General features: G+C 39.6%; 21 protein-coding genes and 1 riboswitch. Of the genes, 8 read left to right on the top strand and 13 right to left on the bottom strand.

Annotated features, from left to right (window positions below; all coding sequences use genetic code 11):
* Positions 1 to 218: 218 nt before the first annotated feature.
* From JGE69_RS17425 to JGE69_RS17390, 8 genes are all read right to left on the bottom strand, one after another.
* Positions 219 to 545, bottom strand: a complete 327-nt coding sequence (locus JGE69_RS17425) for an H-NS family nucleoid-associated regulatory protein (RefSeq protein WP_000801427.1) — start codon at positions 543 to 545, stop codon at positions 219 to 221.
* 194 nt (positions 546 to 739) lie between these two features.
* Positions 740 to 1180 carry an acyl-CoA thioesterase gene (locus JGE69_RS17420; RefSeq protein ID WP_032006824.1) on the bottom strand — a complete coding sequence of 147 codons (441 nt, stop codon included), beginning with the start codon at positions 1178 to 1180 and terminating at the stop codon, positions 740 to 742.
* 7 nt (positions 1181 to 1187) lie between these two features.
* A complete protein-coding gene (locus JGE69_RS17415) occupies positions 1188 to 2381 on the bottom strand; it encodes a heme biosynthesis protein HemY (RefSeq protein WP_199114145.1) in 1194 nt (397 codons plus the stop codon).
* Positions 2382 to 2390: 9 nt separating this feature from the next.
* Positions 2391 to 3233 carry a hypothetical protein gene (locus JGE69_RS17410; RefSeq protein WP_032006827.1) on the bottom strand — a complete coding sequence of 281 codons (843 nt, stop codon included), beginning with the start codon at positions 3231 to 3233 and terminating at the stop codon, positions 2391 to 2393.
* Positions 3234 to 3241: 8 nt separating this feature from the next.
* Entirely contained in the window at positions 3242 to 4009 is a 768-nt protein-coding gene (locus JGE69_RS17405) for a uroporphyrinogen-III synthase (RefSeq protein WP_199114147.1), read from the bottom strand.
* 3 nt (positions 4010 to 4012) lie between these two features.
* Positions 4013 to 4930, bottom strand: a complete 918-nt coding sequence (gene hemC, locus JGE69_RS17400; protein WP_199114149.1) for a hydroxymethylbilane synthase — start codon at positions 4928 to 4930, stop codon at positions 4013 to 4015.
* A gap of 100 nt (positions 4931 to 5030) precedes the next feature.
* Positions 5031 to 5771 carry a LytR/AlgR family response regulator transcription factor gene (locus JGE69_RS17395; RefSeq protein WP_199114151.1) on the bottom strand — a complete coding sequence of 247 codons (741 nt, stop codon included), beginning with the start codon at positions 5769 to 5771 and terminating at the stop codon, positions 5031 to 5033.
* Positions 5772 to 5831: 60 nt separating this feature from the next.
* Positions 5832 to 6971, bottom strand: coding sequence for a sensor histidine kinase (locus tag JGE69_RS17390; protein ID WP_199114154.1), 1140 nt, complete (start codon positions 6969 to 6971; stop codon positions 5832 to 5834).
* Between JGE69_RS17390 and argH the strand changes: the two genes are divergently transcribed.
* Positions 6962 to 8395, top strand: coding sequence for an argininosuccinate lyase (gene argH, locus JGE69_RS17385; protein WP_199114156.1), 1434 nt, complete (start codon positions 6962 to 6964; stop codon positions 8393 to 8395). The two genes, JGE69_RS17390 and argH, sit on opposite strands and share 10 nt — an antisense overlap.
* A 9-nt stretch (positions 8396 to 8404) precedes the next feature.
* Positions 8405 to 8674 carry an oxidative damage protection protein gene (locus JGE69_RS17380; RefSeq protein WP_000089995.1) on the top strand — a complete coding sequence of 90 codons (270 nt, stop codon included), beginning with the start codon at positions 8405 to 8407 and terminating at the stop codon, positions 8672 to 8674.
* 305 nt (positions 8675 to 8979) lie between these two features.
* On the opposite strand, the gene phoU is transcribed toward JGE69_RS17380, so the two are convergent.
* The 4 genes from phoU to JGE69_RS17355 form a co-directional block, all read right to left on the bottom strand.
* Complete coding sequence (gene phoU, locus JGE69_RS17375) at positions 8980 to 9702, bottom strand: phosphate signaling complex protein PhoU (protein ID WP_000075183.1); 723 nt, start codon at positions 9700 to 9702, stop codon at positions 8980 to 8982.
* A gap of 105 nt (positions 9703 to 9807) precedes the next feature.
* Positions 9808 to 11139, bottom strand: coding sequence for a TolC family outer membrane protein (locus JGE69_RS17370; protein ID WP_002121145.1), 1332 nt, complete (start codon positions 11137 to 11139; stop codon positions 9808 to 9810).
* 95 nt (positions 11140 to 11234) lie between these two features.
* Complete coding sequence (locus JGE69_RS17360) at positions 11235 to 12140, bottom strand: DMT family transporter (protein ID WP_199114160.1); 906 nt, start codon at positions 12138 to 12140, stop codon at positions 11235 to 11237.
* Positions 12133 to 12714 carry a TetR/AcrR family transcriptional regulator gene (locus JGE69_RS17355; RefSeq protein ID WP_199114161.1) on the bottom strand — a complete coding sequence of 194 codons (582 nt, stop codon included), beginning with the start codon at positions 12712 to 12714 and terminating at the stop codon, positions 12133 to 12135. Before JGE69_RS17355 ends, JGE69_RS17360 begins: the two co-directional genes overlap by 8 nt.
* Before the next feature lie 107 nt (positions 12715 to 12821).
* Here JGE69_RS17355 and JGE69_RS17350 point away from each other — a divergent pair, with 107 nt between their 5' ends.
* From JGE69_RS17350 to gluQRS, 6 genes are all read left to right on the top strand, one after another.
* Positions 12822 to 13904 (top strand): hypothetical protein, encoded by a 1083-nt coding sequence (locus JGE69_RS17350; protein WP_199114162.1) that lies wholly within the window; start codon positions 12822 to 12824, stop codon positions 13902 to 13904.
* Positions 13905 to 13938: 34 nt separating this feature from the next.
* Positions 13939 to 14073: riboswitch (TPP riboswitch) on the top strand.
* Between the two features lie 89 nt (positions 14074 to 14162).
* Positions 14163 to 16040: a phosphomethylpyrimidine synthase ThiC gene (gene thiC, locus JGE69_RS17345; protein ID WP_002121180.1), complete on the top strand. Its 1878-nt coding sequence runs from the start codon at positions 14163 to 14165 to the stop codon at positions 16038 to 16040.
* A gap of 75 nt (positions 16041 to 16115) precedes the next feature.
* Positions 16116 to 16742 (top strand): NUDIX domain-containing protein, encoded by a 627-nt coding sequence (locus JGE69_RS17340; protein ID WP_170249499.1) that lies wholly within the window; start codon positions 16116 to 16118, stop codon positions 16740 to 16742.
* A gap of 4 nt (positions 16743 to 16746) precedes the next feature.
* On the top strand, positions 16747 to 17559 hold the full coding sequence (cpdA, locus tag JGE69_RS17335; protein ID WP_199114163.1) for a 3',5'-cyclic-AMP phosphodiesterase: 813 nt from the start codon (positions 16747 to 16749) through the stop codon (positions 17557 to 17559).
* A gap of 211 nt (positions 17560 to 17770) precedes the next feature.
* Positions 17771 to 18307 carry an RNA polymerase-binding protein DksA gene (dksA, locus tag JGE69_RS17330; protein WP_002121205.1) on the top strand — a complete coding sequence of 179 codons (537 nt, stop codon included), beginning with the start codon at positions 17771 to 17773 and terminating at the stop codon, positions 18305 to 18307.
* Between the two features lies 1 nt (position 18308).
* Positions 18309 to 19205, top strand: coding sequence for a tRNA glutamyl-Q(34) synthetase GluQRS (gene gluQRS / locus JGE69_RS17325; RefSeq protein WP_199114164.1), 897 nt, complete (start codon positions 18309 to 18311; stop codon positions 19203 to 19205).
* A 53-nt stretch (positions 19206 to 19258) separates the two neighbouring features.
* Here the strand turns inward: gluQRS and ftsW are convergent, their stop codons facing one another.
* Positions 19259 to 20455, bottom strand: coding sequence for a putative lipid II flippase FtsW (ftsW, locus tag JGE69_RS17320; protein ID WP_005079447.1), 1197 nt, complete (start codon positions 20453 to 20455; stop codon positions 19259 to 19261).
* Between the last annotated feature and the right edge of the window lie 4 nt (positions 20456 to 20459).

Here is a 20459-nt window from a genome sequence, read left to right as displayed (position 1 = left end):
GGCTTGGCTTCGGTATTGAGACTATAAGTTGAACGTATGACAAAATCATGAAAACTTGGCGCTCAATGAAGTAAATGCACATTTGATCTCAACAATTCATTTAAAGAGCAATTTAAACACTCAATTTTTTTAAATAATATTTATAGCAAAATTTTGAGATATTTTTATCAATAAAAAAGCCAAGCAAATTTGCTTGGCTTTTAAAAACGGCAATTTGATTAGATTAAGAAATCTTCAAGTTTTGCGCCTTTTTCAATTTCAGCAACTAACCAGCGTGGTTGTTTACCACGACCAGTCCAAGTCTCTTCAGCATTGTTTTTGTTGCGGTAACGAGGCTCAACAGATTTACGAGTTGTTTTCTTACGTTTTTGAGCACCGAACTCAAGAAGTTGTTCAACACTAAAACCTACATTTTCAGCAATCTCGATAATTTGATTATAAGCATCTTCGATTGCTTGATCTTTTTTACTTGCAATTAAAGCTTCTGCTTCTTCTTGTAAGCGTTTTAACTCTTCAACAGATAATTCACTGATATCCGGTTTCATTAATAAATACTCCAGTCTTACAGACAATTCAAAATAATACAGACAAAATTTAAAAACATAAAATCAAGACCAATATTATTTATAATCTATTCAATAAGCAATAGTTTGAAAGCCGTGTTCATCAGAATAACCAAAAAAATTACCTTTTAATTACATTACCAATTATAAATGAAATATATTTTATTAATATTTATTTAAGATAAATGTATTAAGTCATGCCCAACTGATTTTTCTAGCTCAATAATTTTTTGTTTTATTTCCTGTGGTATTTCACATTTTCGTTCTGTTAATTTATCTACGCATACCATAACAGCTTCACCAGTAGCGACTATTTGTTGTTGGGTTTCACTCCACAATATATAAGCCATACGGAATGCGCTATTACGGAGCTCTTCCACGCGAACACCAATTTTCAATACATCGGGATAAAAAACAGGCTTTAAATATTTACACTGACTTGAGGCTACCACGGTATATAAATGTGGGTTTAATATATTGATTGCTTCCATATATAAAATACGTGAGCTTTCAATATATCGATAATATTGTACATTATTGACATGACCAAAAGCGTCCATATCTCCCCACGCTACTTTCTGTTCATATATTATCGGGTAGACAGACAGTTCTTTCATTTTTACCTCATATTTTAAACTTTAAAAAATTTGCATCATTTTCAAAGATTAGATTTAACTGTTTGATTAACACATCATCTTCTTTAAGCGTTGACTTAATACGCAAATAGCTCATTAAAATATTATCTGGATATAATGATAATAATGTTTCAGCTTCTGCTTGACGCCCAGTTGCCATATAGACATGCCATTTTGCAAAGGTTAAAACTGGTAAACTCATATATTGATTTTCGAACTCAATAATTTTTTCTTCAACATCGGCATAGTCTGGAACTTGTTTAAGCAATTGTTGCTGAAACCATAGATAAAATACTTCTGGGTCAAATTGCTCTTTTAATAAGTGGAGTGTTAGCGCCGCATGTTGCATGCTCATATCTGGCATGCGTGCTAACAGTTTTAGCCATAACAACTTACTGCTATAAGGTCGAGTTTGAATCTCAGACTCTAAATCCAAATAACGTTGCTGCAAGGCATGTAAGTCATCAATAGAGGCTTGGTCAAATTGCTGAAGAAGTTGTTGCAACCACAAATCACGGTGCTCAGCATCTAGCAAACCATATTTCATGGAACGTAAATACACCCATGGATGTTGCAGCGCTAATTGCCCCCATAACGCAGTTAATTTTTGCTGGTAAGCAGTTTCTATTTCTTGTAACCAAGGCGATAACTGATGCTGGTATAAAAATTCAAGATGAGTTAATGCACGGTCGGCTTCATTTTCGGCCAAAAATATTTCAATTCGCTGTAACTCTGCCAATTCAAATGCCATAGGTGGTGATTGATCGAGAGCAGCCAATGCTTTTGGATAATCCCCACTTAAAACCAGAAATCTGGCATCAATAATATTTTTTAAAAGCCCTGATTGAGTAAAAACACGTTCAATAAATACACGTTGATCTTCGGCCGCTTCTAATAACCAAACAATACCCAATTGTTCATAAGGATGAAGGTTTTTAAACTGGAAGATGTTTTCACTTTTCCTTTGTTCACGAGAGGAATAACGTTTAATCCACAGCCATACGAGTTGAGCAATAAAACTCATCACTACAAAAGTAAGAGTTAATCCCCAGACATTTGTTTGCAGCTGCAATTGTCGCCAGTAAATATAGACATATCCCATTCCATAGTCATAGCTAAATAAAGCTAAGGCTGCAAAGAGTATTAAGCTGATGACGACATAAACCCACAGGAGGTGCTTCATATATCCTCCTTATGAGCCAATTAGCCCAAGTGTAGAGAGTTTAGGAACTGGCACGACTGATAAATGTGCCACTTTAGCAATACGTTTTTTTAACTGCTGACTTGTTGCATCAGGCATTTCATCTAACTTTTGCATCACAGATTGCAACTCATTTTGATACTCAGTCATTTTTCCTTGATTGAGTGCCTGTTCAGCAATTAATAATCTTAATTGCACTTCTTTAAGCACGACACTGCGACTCATTAAATTAATAGACGGCGTTTCTACTTTTTCTATACGGAACCATTTTTTCCACCAAGACACAGTCTCGGATTGATCCATTTCAAGTTTAGGCTGGGCTAAGGCTTGTTGAATATTCTTATCAATGTTCTGTAATAAATCATCGATTAATTGATGGCGTTGATTTTGAGCCAAAGTAAACTGTTGAACTGCCTGTTTATCCTGCTCAAGTGATTGATTCAAGCTATGTTGTAATGCAGGGGCAATTTCATAGTGCACAAGAGATTGCTGTAACTGATTTAATTGATCAACTGCATAAATCAACTGCTGCTGGTCAATCGCAAATTGAATTAAATCTAACTTTTGTTTAATTAAAACTGTAGGAGCAATACCTGTCGGCGGTGCATCTGGTTGAGTGACTGAACTGGTTTTACTCCCTGTATTCACAGGTTGATTCTGCAACTGTCGCTGTAAAGCAACCAATTGATCATTTAAATTGGCATAGTGCTGTTCGGATTGCAGCAGGCTTTGTTTAAGCTCGGGAACAGTACGAGAAATTTGCCACATATCGTAGCTGAGCTTAGCCAACCAAGCTATGCCCAGCAAAATGATGATAGAAACAAGTTTTCTCATATTAATCCTTATAATGCCTGAATGTGATGAATCATCCCCGAAGGCGATAAATTTTCAAGTTGAATAATGTGAAAATGAGCCTGTTGCTGATCGCGATACTCTTTAACAATTTGAAAAAGACGAGGTCCCAAAACCAGATATACACCATCAGGTTGTACATTATTTTTTGAACAAAGCTCTAACCAATACTTCCAGCTCGCTTCACTGGTAATTAAGACGAGCCATTTATTTAAATTATAATTTGAATTCTGTGTCAGATGTTTGAATGTAGAATATGAAGCTTCTGGGCACTGCCGATAATATAGAACAAAATTTAAAATCTGAATTCCTTGTTGTTGCAAGGTCTCCATCATAAATTGGCGTCCACCTTCTCCCCGCCAAAAAGCCACGCTACCCGTCTGTTGCATATTATGCAGAATAGGTAGGTTCAACATCCCCTCAGAAGTTTCAACATCGGGGATATGTGCTTGTATTCCATATTCGTTTAGACAATTGGCTGTTGCTTGCCCTACCGCAATCCACTGAATATGTTTTAAATCGCTAATTTTTAAACCGCTTTTTACTAAATATTCCACACCCACTTCAACAGCGGTTGGGCTGACGACCACAATAGCTTGCGCCCTAATTAATTGTTGATAAAGCTGGAGTAAGTGTTCGGAAAAGGGTTTGGCAACGAGCTCTAAAAGGGGTAAAGACTCAACCTGATAACCTTCATTTTGCAAAGCTTCTGTTAATTCAGCTGCACGCGAATCAGGTCGAGTATTAATAAACAACATGGTTTAGTAGAGGGCCTTTAATAGCTCGCCAGCACCTTGATCAAGTAAGTTTCGAGCAAGGTTCTCACCCAATTGCTGAGCATTATTGGCTTCGTCTGTCAGTTCAGCACGTAATAATGTTTGGCCATCTGGGCTTCCAACACGACCTTCGATATGGATTTGACCATTTTGTAGTGTGGCATAACCTGCAATTGGGACCTGGCAACCACCTTCAAGGTAGGCATTAAATGCACGTTCAGCACGCACACAAACATCTGTTTCTGTGTGTAATAAAGGTTGAATTAAAGCCAATACATCTTGGTCAGCTGCACGGCACTCTAAACCCAATGCACCTTGTCCCACAGCAGGCAAACTAACATCTGGTGTTAAACAATGACGGATACGTTCTGACAAACCTAAACGCTTCAAACCGGCACTGGCCAGAATAATTGCATCGTATTGACCTTCATCTAGCTTCGCTAAACGTGTGCCAACATTTCCACGCAAGTCAATAATTTGCAAATCAGGACGTTGTTTTAAAATCTGAGATTTTCGACGCAAGCTTGAGGTACCAACTTTTGCACCTTGTGGTAAATCAGCGAATTTTTCAAACTGATTTGAAACAAAAGCATCTAACGGATCTTCACGCTCACAAATCACTGCTAAAGTTAAACCCTCTGGCAAAGCCATTGGGACATCTTTCATTGAATGTACAGCTAAGTCCGCACGCCCATCTAAAAGTGCTGCTTCCAACTCTTTAACGAACAGCCCTTTACCCCCAATTTTTGCTAAAGGCGTATCTAAAATTTTATCGCCCTGCGTGACAAATTTAACCAGTTCCACCGTTAAATCAGGGTGAAGCTCCTCTAAACGGGCACGAATATGTTCTGCCTGCCAAAGAGCAAGTGGGCTTTGTCGTGTAGCAATTTTCAAGGTTTTCATAAATTCAAGCATGGGCTGGTCAAACAATACACCCTAAACTTAACTTGATCCCTTAAAATTGCAAGTAAAATCTCGCAAGTCCAAGATAACTCTTTTAAATTCAGAGCTGATGAATTCGCTCTCTAAGCGTAGACAAATGTCGACGGCTCACTGAAAGTTTTTCATCAAGACCGCGTAATCTAACCTGATATTGCCCTGAACTGATCAGCTCCAACCCATCTAAATATGCGACTGCAACCAACGCATTTCGATGAATACGAATAAACTGATCTGCGAATTCGGTTTCAAGCTCTTTTAATGTTTCATCTATTAATACACTGCCATTTTTATGTCTCACAGTGACATATTTCTGATCGGCTAAAAAGTAATAGATATTTTCAACTGGAATCAGCTCAACACCACGATAGGTTTTTGCGGCAATTTGATGACGCTGTGTTTTTAAATCTTGTAAAAGCTCAGAATTCGGTAATGCATTGAGCTGCGCTTGAGTAAGTTGAGTTAGCTGGTTTAAAGCTTGCTCAAGTTCAACTGGATCAATCGGTTTAAGAAGATATGCTTGCGCTTGGGCTTTAAAAGCTTCCAATGCATGCTGATCGTAGGCGGTACAAAATACAATCGCAGGTCGAGGATTGAGCTGACTCAACTGTTCTGCACAGACAAGCCCATTCATACCTGGCATTTGAATATCAAGTAAGATTACATCCGGTTGATGAAGCCGTGCCTGTTCCAAGGCCTCCTGTCCATGATGAGCCGTTGATACAACCTCATGTCCCATCTTTGAAACTAAACGTGATAAACGCTCCACTGCAAGTGGTTCATCATCACAAATTAGCACCTTCATTCATCCTCCTTGTCACCGTTAACTTGGTCCATTTTTTTATGGTTAACTCTGACTGACTTATTATTTTGTTTGATATTGATAGCTCATAATAGTGGTATATAAAGCTTCACCTTTATAAACCTGAAATCTAACGGTGTTCCCATAATACGCTTTCAGGCGCTGCTTAACATTTTCAAGAGCGATTCCATGCCCTTTCCGTGAATTTATTGTATCGTCTGTATATGGGTTGGTAATGACTATACTGACCTGATTTTGCAATATTTCAACCAATACCCCTATGGTTGCTTTACCCATCATTGGTTCTACCCCATGAAAAATACTATTCTCTAACAAAGGTTGTAATGTCAATAAAGGAATAGTGATCTGTTTTAATTGCACAGATGAAAGCTCGATCTTCCAATCTACTTTTAAACGTTCTCCCAAACGGACCTGTTCAATCATTAAATATTGTTTACTCAGCTCGATTTCTTCTTGCAGACTCACCAATTTTAATTCTTGGAAACTTGCTCGAAATAAACGCGACAAACTAATGAGCATGCTTTCTGCTTTATCTGGATCTATCGCAATTAAACTCACCACATTATTTAGACTATTAAATAAGAAGTGAGGATGAATTCGTGCTTGCATGGCCTGAATACGGGCATTTAATTCGGCATATTGCTGATGCAACCATTGTTCCCTGACATATAAATAACGTAAGCAAAAAGCCCCGAGTAATATTCCATAGCTTAGATATAAAGGTACATTAGTAAAATAAACACTCCAGCCCTGCGTTAAAGAAGCATGTTTATTAAAAAGACCAAACTGAAAAAAATTACTCATTAAGGTGGTCAAAACAACAATACTTTGCAGCATGACAAAACCAATAGCCAAAGCAAATTCTTGACGTAGGCTGCTAAAAAAACCCTGAAAGCGTTCAACCAATGCAAAAAAGGACAATATTACCCAGTTAATAAAAACGATGTATTGAAAAAGCCTTCCCCCGCTTAAGGCTTGCCAAGACTGTGCTTCAGCCAATGCCAAAACCAGTGCCAAAACATTACTTGCGATAATTAATTCGAATAAGTGTTGCCAACGCCCGCTTTTCGTAAAAAAATAGGAGGAATTTTGATTTCGGTATGCTGTAGGAAACAACTTTGTTTGTTGAGCTTCGGCAAGTGATATACTCTTTTTTATTTTACTGAGCCACCATGACCACATCTTCAAATCCCCCTAATTCAGTAACCCCAGACCAAACCTCAGGTATGTGGGGTGGTCGTTTTTCTGAAGCGACGGACGCTTTTGTAGCCGAATTTACCGCCTCTGTTCAGTTTGACCAACGTTTTTATAAGCAAGACATCGCTGGTTCGATTGCGCATGCTACCATGCTTGCGAAAGTTGGCGTACTCACAGAAGCAGAACGCGATGACATTATTGAAGGTTTAAGCACCATTCGCTCAGAAATTGAGGCTGGAAACTTTGAGTGGCGCATCGATCTTGAAGATGTTCACATGAACATTGAATCACGTTTGACTCAACGTATTGGCATTACAGGTAAAAAATTACACACTGGCCGTAGCCGTAACGATCAGGTTGCAACTGATATTCGTCTTTACCTGCGCGACGAAATTGATGATATTTTAAAATTATTAGAACGTTTACAAAAAGGCTTGTTAGGCTTGGCTGCCAAAAATGTAAATACAATTATGCCAGGCTTTACACACCTACAAACTGCTCAGCCTGTGACTTTTGGTCATCACTTGTTAGCATGGTTTGAAATGTTAGTGCGTGATACCGAACGTCTTCAAGATTGTCGTAAGCGCGTTAACCGCATGCCACTTGGTTCAGCTGCTCTTGCTGGTACCACTTATCCGATTGACCGCGCATACACAGCAGAACTTTTAGGGTTTGAAGCTGTATCTGAAAACTCTCTTGATGCTGTATCTGACCGTGACTTTGCCATCGAATTTAATGCGGCGGCTGCACTTATCATGATGCATTTATCACGTATGTCAGAAGAGCTCATTCTTTGGACTTCTGCCCAGTTCAAATTTGTGAATATTCCTGATCGCTTCTGTACCGGTTCTTCAATCATGCCACAGAAGAAAAATCCGGATGTTCCAGAACTTATTCGCGGTAAATCTGGCCGTGTATTTGGTGACTTAATTAGCTTACTTACGCTCATGAAAGGTCAACCATTGGCATACAACAAAGATAACCAAGAAGACAAAGAACCTTTATTTGATGCAATCGATACAGTTCGTGGTTCACTCATGGCATTTGCAGACATGATTCCTGCATTGGTTCCAAATATTGAAGTCATGCGTGAAGCTGCTCTTCGTGGATTCTCAACTGCAACTGACCTTGCTGACTACTTAGTGAAAAAAGGCGTTGCGTTCCGTGATGCGCATGAAATTGTAGGTAAAGCTGTTGCATTAGGTGTTGCGGAAGAAAAAGACTTATCTGAACTCACACTTGAGCAATTACAGCAATTTTCTGACTTAATTACAGCAGATGTGTTTGACAAAGCTTTAACTCTAGAAGCTTCTGTAAATGCTCGTGATCATATTGGTGGAACTTCTCCAAAACAGGTTGAAGCTGCAATTGCGCGTGCCCATACACGTTTAGAACAGTTATACGCTTAAGGATAAAACATGAGTCGCCAAGTATTTTGCCGTAAATATCAAAAGGAAATGGAAGGTTTAGACTTCGCCCCTTTCCCAGGTGCTAAAGGCCAAGATTTTTTTGAAAATGTTTCTAAGCAAGCATGGCAAGAATGGTTACAACACCAAACTACGCTAATTAATGAAAAGCGTTTAAACGTGTTTGAACCAGAAGCTAAAAAGTTTCTGGAAGAACAACGTGAGAAGTTCTTTAACAATGATGAAAGTGTAGAAAAAGCTGAAGGCTGGAAACCAGAATAATCGGTTTGTTTTAGCTTAATCATCATTAAAAAGGCGGGTCTATATACATAGATCCGCCTTTTTTTACGTGAAACTTACACAAACATAAAAAGCCTTACATAGAGCGCACAGGACTCTACATGACATCAAAAAGCGAAGAACTTAATATCACTCTATAGCAAGAAGAACACGATCCCTGTCGTGTTTATGCACTTGATTTTCTGTCCTGAACTGCCCCCCAAAGTTCGGGACATTTTTTTATCTATTATTTTTAAAAATAAAAAGGCCTTGTTTGAAACAAGGCCTTTAAATATTTCAGCTCAAGATTACTTTTCGTGGACTTTGGCTTCAATTTCTTCAATTTTGGTATGACGAGCATCAAAGCCTTTTGCCATATAAATCACTTGCTCAGCAATGTTACGTGCATGATCGCCAATACGCTCTAATGAACGTAAAACCCACATGACATTAATCACACGAGCAATATGGCGCGGGTCTTCAATCATATAGGTCATTAATGTACGTGTTGCTGATTGATATTCACGGTCAATGTCAGCATCCGCTAAAAGTACACGTAAAGCTTGATCTGCATCTAAACGTGCAAAAGCGTCAAGTGCATCATGAATCATGACACGAACTTGGTTACCAATATGACGTGTTTCCATGTAGCCACGCGGTGACCCGCCCTCTTCACACAGATTTTGTGCAATACGGGCAATTTTTGCAGCTTCATCACCAATACGCTCAAGGTCAGTATTGGCTTTGCTCATGGCAATAACCATACGTAAGTCAATCGCTGCCGGATGACGACGCGCCAAAATTAGCGTCAGGCCTTCATCAATATCACGTTCATATTGATTGACTGCATTATCTTTAAATTGAACATCAATCGCTAAATTTGCGTCTGTATCAAGTAAAGAATGAATTGCATTTGCAACCTGCTGTTCGACCAAGCCACCCATGGTCATAAACTTTGTGTTTACATCTTGCAAGTCTTCATTAAATTGAGAAGAAATATGATGGCTTAACACCGGATTACTCGGACTCAAGGGAAGCCTCCAACATGATGGCGCGGGAATAAAATGATTGAGCATTAAAACACAGCAATCATTAAGTTTTTATGACAAAATTAAATTTCAGATAAAAGCATTTAATTACTGATATGTTAACCAGCTATTAAGCTCAACCAGATCTTTTTCACCTAACTGGCCTACCGCAGCTTTTAAACGAAGCACATTCAATAAATAGTCATACTGAGCATTAAGATAATCCTGTTTTGCAGAAAAAGCATTACGCTGCGCCAATAAAACATCAACCATACTTTTTAAGCCTTCGTTATAACTCGCTTTTGAAGCTTGAGAAACTAAAGAAGAGGAATCCATTGCAGCCTTTCTTGCTTCAAGTTTGGCTTGATCCGTGTCTACCTGCATAAAGGCACTTTTCACATCGACATTGGCACGGCGAATGGCTGCATCAAGTTGTGCCTGCGCTTTACTGGCTTCTACAGTCGCTTTTTTAATTGATGTTCGGGTCCGTCCACCATTAAATAGATTCCAGTTCATTTCTACCCCAACCTGATCAAATTTTCCGTCAGTCGAAATGAGCGTCTCTGGTGTTTGTTTGGTATAGCCATAGCTTGCCACAGCATCTATTTGAGGATAAAGCGCAGCCTTTTCGACACGGCGCTGATCTTCACTATATTTTTGCTGTAAACGGGCTTGCTGGATCTTTAAGTTTTTTTGCTGCGCCAAAGAAAGCCAGTCATTAAGTTCTGCTGGATAAGGCTTTTGAAAATTAAAATCACTGCGCAGTACAGCGAGTTTATCTTGATAAGAACCAATATATTCAGAAAGCTGCTCTTGGGCTAAAAGTAATTGAACATTGGTTGAAATACGATTGGCTCTGGCATTTTGATATTGAGCATTTGCTTCACTTACATCACTACGTGCCACCAACCCTTCTTTGAGTTTGGCATTCATCATATTGAGCTGTTCAAGCAAAGCTTTTTCTTCTTGTAAGTATGCAACACTCAGTGCCTGCTGACGCAACACATTAAAATAGGCTTCTGCCACATTTAAAACATGATCTTGTTTTTGCAGCCTTAAGGTAATTTCACTTAAGGCAACCGAAGTTTTAACTTGCTTATAACCTTCCCAAGCATCCATACGAAATAGAGGCTGGCGTGCTGTTAAAGTCGCTTGTCGGGTCGTCGACGTATTACTCACCAAAGCATCTGACAGACCTTCTTGGTCAACACCCGGAAAATTTGAACGTTTTACAGTTTGTCGATTACGCGTAATATTTCCAGACAATGTGACAGTGGGTAATAATGCCCCTGTTGCTAAGCCTAAGTTCAGTTGATCTGCCTCATATTGTTGTTGATTGGCTTGCCACGTCGGGTCATTTTGTTTTGCGCGCTCATAAGCTTCAACCAAATCTAGAGCAAAACTCGAAGATGCAAAACTCCAAAGACCAACAGCGACCATTAATTTTATTTTCATTGTTCAAATCAACGATAAAACTTGCCTTTAAGACTAAGAAAAATTCAAATCAAACTCAAGCCATTAAAAGTTTTAGTTTTTTAAGCGTTCTTAGTTTTTGACAAGATTAAAATACAAATAAAAATCAAAAACATGCCTATCCAACCCAGCCATGAAACATGCTCGCCAACCAAAACAATCGCAAAAATCGCAGCCACTAAAGGTTCAAATAAAGTTAAGGTTGTCGCTTTGCTGGTATTTACTGTTTTTAGACCAAATCCAAAAAGTAAATAACCCAAAAACATAGGAATCAGCATCATATAGCCAGCCACAAGTAGATTGGTTGAGCTATGCAATAACCCTCCACCTGTAATCAACAAAGTAGGCAGTAAAATAACCGCTCCACCGCCCATAATCATACCCATTGCAGCTTTAGCAGCAACACCCCGATCTATTAATCTTTTTGCGGCCCATGAATAAAGCGAATAAGTTGTAGCAGCGACCAGCCCAAGAAAAATACCGAAGTATTTATTCCACTGATTTGTACTCTCTTGGATCGCATGACTTTCCCCCATCGATAACATACTTACCCCAAGCACACCGCACACAAAACTTAGAAACCAGATAGCCGATAAAGCTTTGCGGTCAAAAAATCGCTCTAAAATTGCTGCTATTAATGGAGCGGTACCAATTGAAACAACGGTGCCAATCGTAATGCCCGCATAATGCATTGAGGAATAAAAAGCTAAAGGATAAATACCAACCGCCGCTACCCCTAAAAGCAGTATTGAAAGATTTTCCCTTATAAACTGACGGTTTTCGCGTATTGCTCGTGATGCAACCAAAGCTTGTAAAAGTCCTCCACCGCCCATCGCTACGGCACCAATAGCGAGTGGGCCAAGTGTCGGTGCAAATGCTGCCGCCGTACCTGTTGTTCCCCACAAAACAGAAGCAACCAAAATCGCAATTGTGCCCCCATAGCTACTATTTTTAATGAGGCTAATCATGTAGGCATTCTCTATTTAAAATATCTTCTGCCATTTGTTTTGCTAATAGAAGTTGACGACTGTTTCCTTCTAAGCCTGCTCGTGCCATAGAACCCTCTAAAAGAAAAGAAAGCTGCGTGGCCACATAGTTAACGCGCTGTGAGTCTGGTATTAATTTTTTTAAATGCTCAGCAACAATACCTTCCACTTCTTCTTTATGCTGTCTTACCGAACTACGCCCTGCACTATTCGCTGGAAACTCTGCGGCAGCATTCAATAACCCACAGCCTCGAAACCCTTTTTCGTAGGCAAATTCTGCATGGTCCTGATAGGCATCAAACACAGCCAAAATGGCTTCTTTAGCTGTGTTTGTTTTTACTAAACGCTTTTGATAGAGATCGAGCCACTCTTGATGGCGTGCAGCAATATAGGCATCAACAAGATCGCCTTTTGAAGAAAAATTATTATAAAGCGACATCTTAGCGACATCGGCTTTAGCCGTAACTGAATTGATTCCTGTTGCAGTAATGCCATCGTTATAAAACAAGGTTGCTGCTGCATCGAGAATTTTCTGTCTTGCTGTTTTATCATTCATAACTTTTACTTAAGTAGACCGACCTACCTAATAATAAAGTTTTCTAACAATGATGCAACCTTTTTAAGCGTTATAATTTGAGCAATATTAATTTCTATAAAAGTACAATGATGAAAAAAGTTCTAATGATGAGTATGTGCAGTGCACTACTTTTGGCTGGATGTAATAAAACATCACAGCAAGATCAGGCTGTATCTAAAGAGCAAAAACCAACTGAACAAAAGGCTACTCAAAAACAAGACAGCCGTTGCTTACAAATTATGGCTGCTACGCAGAAAATCAACCAAAACAGCAAAATAGAAGATTTAAATCAAATTAATGAAAAGCTTAAAAGCTGTGTTCCCTCTTTAAAAAATGATGAGCAGCTTAAGCTTATTGATGCTTCAACTGCGATGTATCAACGTTTTCTTAAACAAGACTACACTGAAAAAACAGGGAGAGCTTTTGAAGCATTTGGCTATGCCGTTTTAGAACAGAAACAAGACCTTAAAAAGGTCATCCAAACCCAGAAAAAACTCTTCGACCAACTTAGCCCGCGTGATCAATATTTACTTCAACATGAAGGCCAAGCCTACATTGAACTTCTCTATCAAGGTGAGGGTATGTTTACCTATCGACGTCAGCCAAACTATTTAGTTGAGGTTTTTTCTACGTCCTTACCAGCAGACCAAAAAGAGTTCTTAACTCGTATGGCCAAAGATAATCAGGATATTTTCTATAACGATGGTGCGTTGGCCGTTTCATGGAAAGAACTTACTGAACGAGCACTTTTTTGGGAAAAATTTATTCAGAAATATCCAAAAAGTCACTTTATTAGTGATGCAAAACGACTATTTAATGAATATCGCTATTTTATTTTCTTTGGTTTAGATAACACGCCAGTGTCAGATGAATATGCACCGAATACGTGGTTTGATAAAGATGCTCTTCAACAAATTCAGTTTTTGTCTACACAAAATCAGTCGAGTTTAGCGAAATCCGCTCAACTGTTTCTTAAGTTTATTGCCACTCCTGTAGAGGAGCGTAATAAGCAATTTAAAATAGATTTAACTGATAAAAATGGTGATAAAAAATCAAATTATCAGATTACTCATGAACAGCTTGAGCAGCTATTAAAATTTGATTCGCCATGGAACACGGAAGTCTATCGTGACTGCCATATGGATGCAGTTTGTATAGATACAAATTGACAATGCCAGCCAACCTAAAACATGTTAGTCTGTAAATCGCTTGACGGAGCGCGAGTAATAGCTCGCTGAGATTGTGTAAATTCTGTGTTATCGCAACACAAGTTTGATCACAAGTACCGTTGAACCTGATCAGGTTAAGACCTGCGTAGGAATCAAGCCATCTGAAAACTTAAAGCCTTAAATTTATCTAATAAAGATAAATCCGCCATCGTTTTTGGTCGTGCTTGATTCGTTGATGTTATTCATAAGGATCATGTGATGAACCAGTTAACGAATCTCTCTTCTGCTGAAATTTCAGCACAACATGAACAAGATGCAAAAGATTTAACCCGCATCTTACCCGCTTCTAAAAAAGTTTATATTGAGGGTTCTCGCCCTGACATTCAGGTTCCAATGCGAGAAATTTCTTTAACCGACACCCCTACTGGTCTTGGCGGTGAACATAACCCTCCTGTTATGGTATATGACACTTCAGGTGTTTATACCGACCCAAATGTTCAAATTGATTTAGACAAAGGTTTACCTTCAGTTCGCCAAAACTGGATTGAAGAGCGTAACGATACTGACGTACTTTCTGGTTTAACTTCAAAGTTTGGTCAAGAACGTTTAAAAGACATTCGTACCGCTGATATTCGTTTTGCGCACATTCAAAATCCACGCCGTGCCAAAGCAGGCAAAAATGTCACTCAAATGCACTATGCCAAGCAAGGTATTATCACACCTGAAATGGAATATATTGCAATTCGTGAAAATCAACGCCAGCGTGAAGGCGTTGATATGCGTCAACATGCTGGTCAGAATTTCGGTGCAAAAAACTTAAAAGAAATTACACCTGAATTTGTTCGCCAAGAAGTTGCTGAAGGTCGTGCGATCATTCCTGCAAACATTAACCACCCAGAACTTGAACCAATGATTATTGGTCGTAACTTCTTGGTTAAAATTAATGCCAATATTGGTAACTCAGCACTTGGTTCTTCAATTGACGAAGAAGTTGCAAAAATGACTTGGGCAACGCGTTGGGGTGCCGACACCATTATGGACTTGTCGACAGGTAAAAATATCCATGAAACACGTGAATGGATTATTCGTAACTCACCTGTTCCAATCGGCACCGTGCCAATCTATCAAGCACTTGAAAAAGTTGATGGCGTTGCAGAGGACTTAACTTGGGAAATCTTCAAAGACACACTAATTGAACAAGCCGAGCAAGGTGTTGACTACTTCACAATTCACGCAGGTGTATTACTTCGCTATGTACCACTTACAGCAAACCGTTTAACAGGTATTGTATCTCGTGGTGGTTCAATCATGGCGCAGTGGTGTCTAGCACATCATGAAGAAAACTTCTTATACACACATTTCGATGAAATCTGTGAAATCATGAAGGCTTATGACGTTTCGTTTAGCTTAGGTGATGGCTTACGTCCTGGCTGTATCCAAGATGCAAATGACGAAGCACAGTTCAGCGAACTCAAAACATTAGGTGAACTGACTCACCGTGCATGGGAACACGATGTTCAAGTCATGATTGAAGGCCCTGGTCACGTACCAATGCACATGATTAAAGAAAATATGGACCTTCAGCTAGAAGTGTGTAAAGAAGCACCATTCTATACGCTTGGACCATTAACAACAGATATCGCACCGGGTTATGATCACATTACCTCTGCAATTGGTGCAGCCATGATTGGTTGGTACGGCACAGCAATGCTTTGCTATGTCACACCGAAAGAGCATTTGGGTCTACCAAACAAAAAAGATGTTAAAGACGGGATTATTACCTACAAGCTTGCAGCACATGCCGCCGATCTTGCCAAAGGACATCCGGGTGCACAGGTACGTGATAATGCCTTATCAAAAGCACGTTTTGAGTTCCGTTGGGATGATCAGTTCAACCTAAGTCTAGACCCTGATACAGCACGTAGTATGCACGATGAAACCTTACCAAAAGAGGCTCATAAATCTGCACACTTCTGCTCAATGTGTGGTCCAAAATTCTGTTCAATGAAAATCACTCAGAATGTACGCGACTATGCCAACAACCTCACCAATAACGATTCAGAGGTTGAAGAAGGCCTCAAAGCGATGAAAGAGGTTTATCAGGAGCAAGGTCAAAAACTGTATCATAAAGTGTAAATATTCAAAAAAAACACTTGCCTAGCCCTGATTCTCGGTTAGGATGAAATAAATAGATTTCGTCCTGATCGAATCATGAGTATTGTTGAACGTCCAAGTTATACATCTAAAGATGTCGAAGTAACATCACGTGAATCTCTATTCCGTGGTTTTATTCAAGTTGAAAAAGTCAGCCTTCGACATCGTCTATTTAATCAATCTGAATATACTCATGTATTGCAGCGTGAACTCGTTCATCGGCCTGAAGCAGCTGGCGTACTACTCTACAACGATCAAAAACAACAGTTTGCTCTGATTGAACAGTTCCGTGTTGGGGCTTTAGATGATGCTCAATCACCGTGGCAGTTAGAAATAATTGCAGGCGTGCTAGATGGTGATGAATCACCAGAAAGTTGTATTCGACGAGAGAGCCTTGAAGAATCAGGTTGCGAAGTTCAAAATTTAGAGCATCTATTTAGCTTTTACCCGTCAGCTGGTGCTTGCTCAGAGTTATTTCATCTCTATGTTGCTGAAACTGAATTACCCGCTGAAGGGGGTGTATTTGGAGTAGATGATGAGGGTGAAAATATTCAATTACACTTATTTAATTATAGTGAAATCCAGACTCTACTCGACAGCGGACGTTTAAGAAATGCTCCTGTCATTATGGCATTACAATGGCTGGCCCAACACAGCAAAACGATAATAAACCCGAAGAGGTAGGACGGTGACTTTTCAAGTCTCAACACTTTCACAAAAAGACCATGTCATTATACAAATTACCGATACCCACCTATTGGAGTATCCGCATTTAGAATTTGTGGGTATGAATCCTGAAGAAAGCTTTCATGCCATTATGCAACAGATACTTAATAAACATCCTGAAATTGATGCAATTATCCATACTGGGGACCTAGCTCAGGCACCAACGCCTATTACCTACAAACGTTATATTCAATATATGCAAACCTTAGGGCTGCCCTTTTTTCAGACCTTAGGTAATCATGACAATGTTGACCATTTTCCATTGCATAAAGAGAATCATCAGGAACCTGTGGTCATTTGCTTAGGGAACTGGCGGGTTATTTTATTAAATAGTGCAGTAAAAGGTCATATTGATGGGCATCTATCAGCAGAACAGCTAGACAGCTTAACGGTTTTACTTGAAGAGTATGCAGACAATCCGATTTTGCTGGCTTGTCATCACCATCCTTTTGCCATGAAGTCAAAATGGATTGATCATCACAAGTTACAAAATTCTAATGCTTTGCTTACAGCATTAACGCCGTTTAAAAATGTAAAAGCTTTGGTCTGCGGGCATGTTCATCAAGACTCCATCAACATTTGGCAAGGGGTCGAATTTTTCTCTACACCTTCGACAAGTGTTCAGTTTAAACCCTTTAGTAATGATTTTGCACTCGATCAAAATGCTCCCGGCTACCGTTACATTCGTCTAAAAAACGATGGTAGTTTTGAAACAGAAGTCTTCCGTCTTGAAAATTTTCAAGGCCATATAAACACTGATATTTCAGGCTATTAGCCCTATTTCTTATATGCTTATATATAATTATGACTGGGGCAAACACGTTTTGAAAATATTTACGGGGCGGAATGACTATCATCTTGCAGGAAAAATCTATATGATGACGACCCGATGGGAAAATCCCATCGATGGTTTTCTATAAAAACACTTGCATATCACCATATTTTTTGCGTATAGATAATACGTGTATGATGAGGAATGCCCTATTATGGCGAATGACAACCACAACCAAGTTTTGGATGAACATACAGAAGTTGTAGTGGAAGGTGACAAAGCTTCTGCAAAACGTGCACGTAAAGTGAAACCTAAAACTTCTGACATAGGCACAACTGCAAGTTTATTTGGTATTGCACCTTATCAACCTAAGAAAAATGAAGAGTACATGTCTGAAGGACAGCTCGAGCATTTCCGACAAATTCTGCAAGCATGGAAAGCTGAATTAATGTCTGAAGTTGATCGTACTTTAAATACGATGCAAGACGAATCAACTGCACTGCCAGATGTAAACGACCGTGCGACCCAAGAAGAAGAATTTGCAATTGAATTACGTACACGTGACCGTGAACGTAAGTTAATTCGTAAAATCGAACAATCTATGGAAGCTATTAAGAATGAAGACTACGGTTTCTGTGAAACTTGTGGTATTGAAATCGGCTTACGTCGTTTAGAAGCGCGTCCAACTGCAACGTTATGTATTGACTGCAAAACTTTGGCAGAAATTAAAGAGAAGCAAAATAACGGTTAATATGACCGCTGTAGCTACTCAAGAAAAGCCTAGCTTTTCATACTCAGGTCGGTTTGCGCCATCGCCAACCGGCCCTTTGCATTTTGGATCACTCATTACTGCTGTTGCCAGCTATTGCGATGCAAAAGCCCATCAAGGCAAATGGCTCGTTCGTGTCGAAGATACAGATATTCCTCGTATTTATCCCGGCAGTGAAGAGCATATTCTCACATCACTTGAAGCCTTCCAGTTCGAACCTGATGCAGAGATCATCTTTCAAAAAAATCGTTTAGACATTTATGAAAGCGTATTAGACCACCTCAAAAAAGAAGGTCTTATCTATGCATGTCAATGTACCCGCAAAATGCTTGGTTCAAATGCAATCTATGCAGGTACTTGCCGCGATCTCAATCTTGATTTTCAAGGTCAAGCGATTCGGGTAAAAGTTCAAGATCAGCAGATCTGTTTTGATGACCGATTGCAAGGACGTCATTGCTCTAATCTACAACACGATCTTGGAGATTTTGTTCTTAAGCGCCGTGATGGGATTATTAACTATCAACTTGCGGTCGTCGTGGATGATTATCTACAAGGTATTACCCATGTCGTTCGAGGTGCAGACTTATTAGATAACACTGAACGTCAGATCTGGTTAAGCCAGCTTCTAGGTTATCCTCAACTAAGCTATATGCACCTTCCCCTTGCCATGAATGACCAAGGACAAAAGCTCTCTAAACAAAATCTAGCTCAAGCACTCGATTTATCAAAAGCGCCTGAATTACTTCAAAAAGCGATACTGGTCTTGGGACAACCTAACGTTGATTTAGATCAACCTAGACTGATGCTCAAACAAGCTGTAGCACAGTGGAATGTTGATTTGATTCCCCATGGGCAAGAGCTCAGCGGAACATATCTATAAATAATAAAAAAGCCCGATATCAAATCGGGCTTTTTAAACTTCTAAATACTCAATTAGAAGTTCGACTCTTCTCGTTCTGGGTTGACTTCTTGTGTTGATGCATCAATCTTTAAGATTAAGCTAATCATCGCAGCACACATCATTAAAGACGTACCACCATAACTAATGAATGGCAAAGTCAAACCTTTAGTCGGCATTAAACCCATATTCATGCCCGCATTTACCAAAATCTGGAGCAAGAAAATAATACTAATGCCGTAAGCTAAATAGCCAGCACGAAGGTAATGATGTTTCAAAGCACGGTGACCAATTTTGATACAACATGCAAGCATCAAGAAAGACAAGCCAATAACAATCGAAATACCCACAAAACCAAACTCTTCACCTAGCACTGCCAACATAAAGTCAGTATGCGCTTCAGGTAAATAAGATAGTTTTTGTACACTGTGCCCTAAGCCTGTACCAAACCATTCACCACGGCCAAAAGCCATTAATGCATTTGATAACTGATAACCCACACCCAACGGGTCTGCCCATGGATCAGTAAACGAAATTAAACGCTGGAAACGGTAGGGTTCAAATAAGATCAAAAACACGATACCCGTGACAATCGCGCCAAGCATGATTAAGAACTGAGTTGGCGGCGCACCCGCTAAAAAGAACACCCCAACCATCATCATGACAATAACGACAGTTGCTCCCAAGTCAGGCTCAGCAATAATTAAACCAACCGTGATTGCCATAACCCCACTTAAACGCAATAAGCCTTTCCAATGAGTACGAACTTCTTTGGCACGGCGTACAACGTAGTCTGCGGTAAAGATTGCCATCATGACTTTGGCAACCTCGGTTGGCTGCAAGGTAAAACCACCGATCTTAATCCAACGTGTAGAACCGTTGACTTCCGAACCCACCACCAAAGCAGCAAGCAACAGAACCATAGTTAATAACCACAGCGGGAAGGTATTTTTAAACCACGTATTTAGTGATATTCGATAGGTCAAATAAGCCACCACACCCGCAGCGACAATCGAAATACCATGACGAATCACATAGTGAAACGGGTTTTCATGCATATATTCAGCATAGGGCATCGAAGCAGATGCAACCATCACGGAACCGATACACAATAATGCAACGACACAGAAAATCAGGACATTACGTGGCGTCACTTCCGCTGGCCATTTAGGCAATATCCGTTCATACCAATGATTGATTTTCTGGATTGTGGTCTGAGCTAAGCCTGCCATACTA

The sequence above is a fragment of the Acinetobacter sp. C13 genome, from assembly GCF_016809775.1.
Taxonomy (GTDB): domain Bacteria; phylum Pseudomonadota; class Gammaproteobacteria; order Pseudomonadales; family Moraxellaceae; genus Acinetobacter; species Acinetobacter pittii.
The sequence above is the reverse complement of the archived record's forward strand: the minus strand, read 5'-3'. Positions and strand labels throughout refer to the sequence as shown.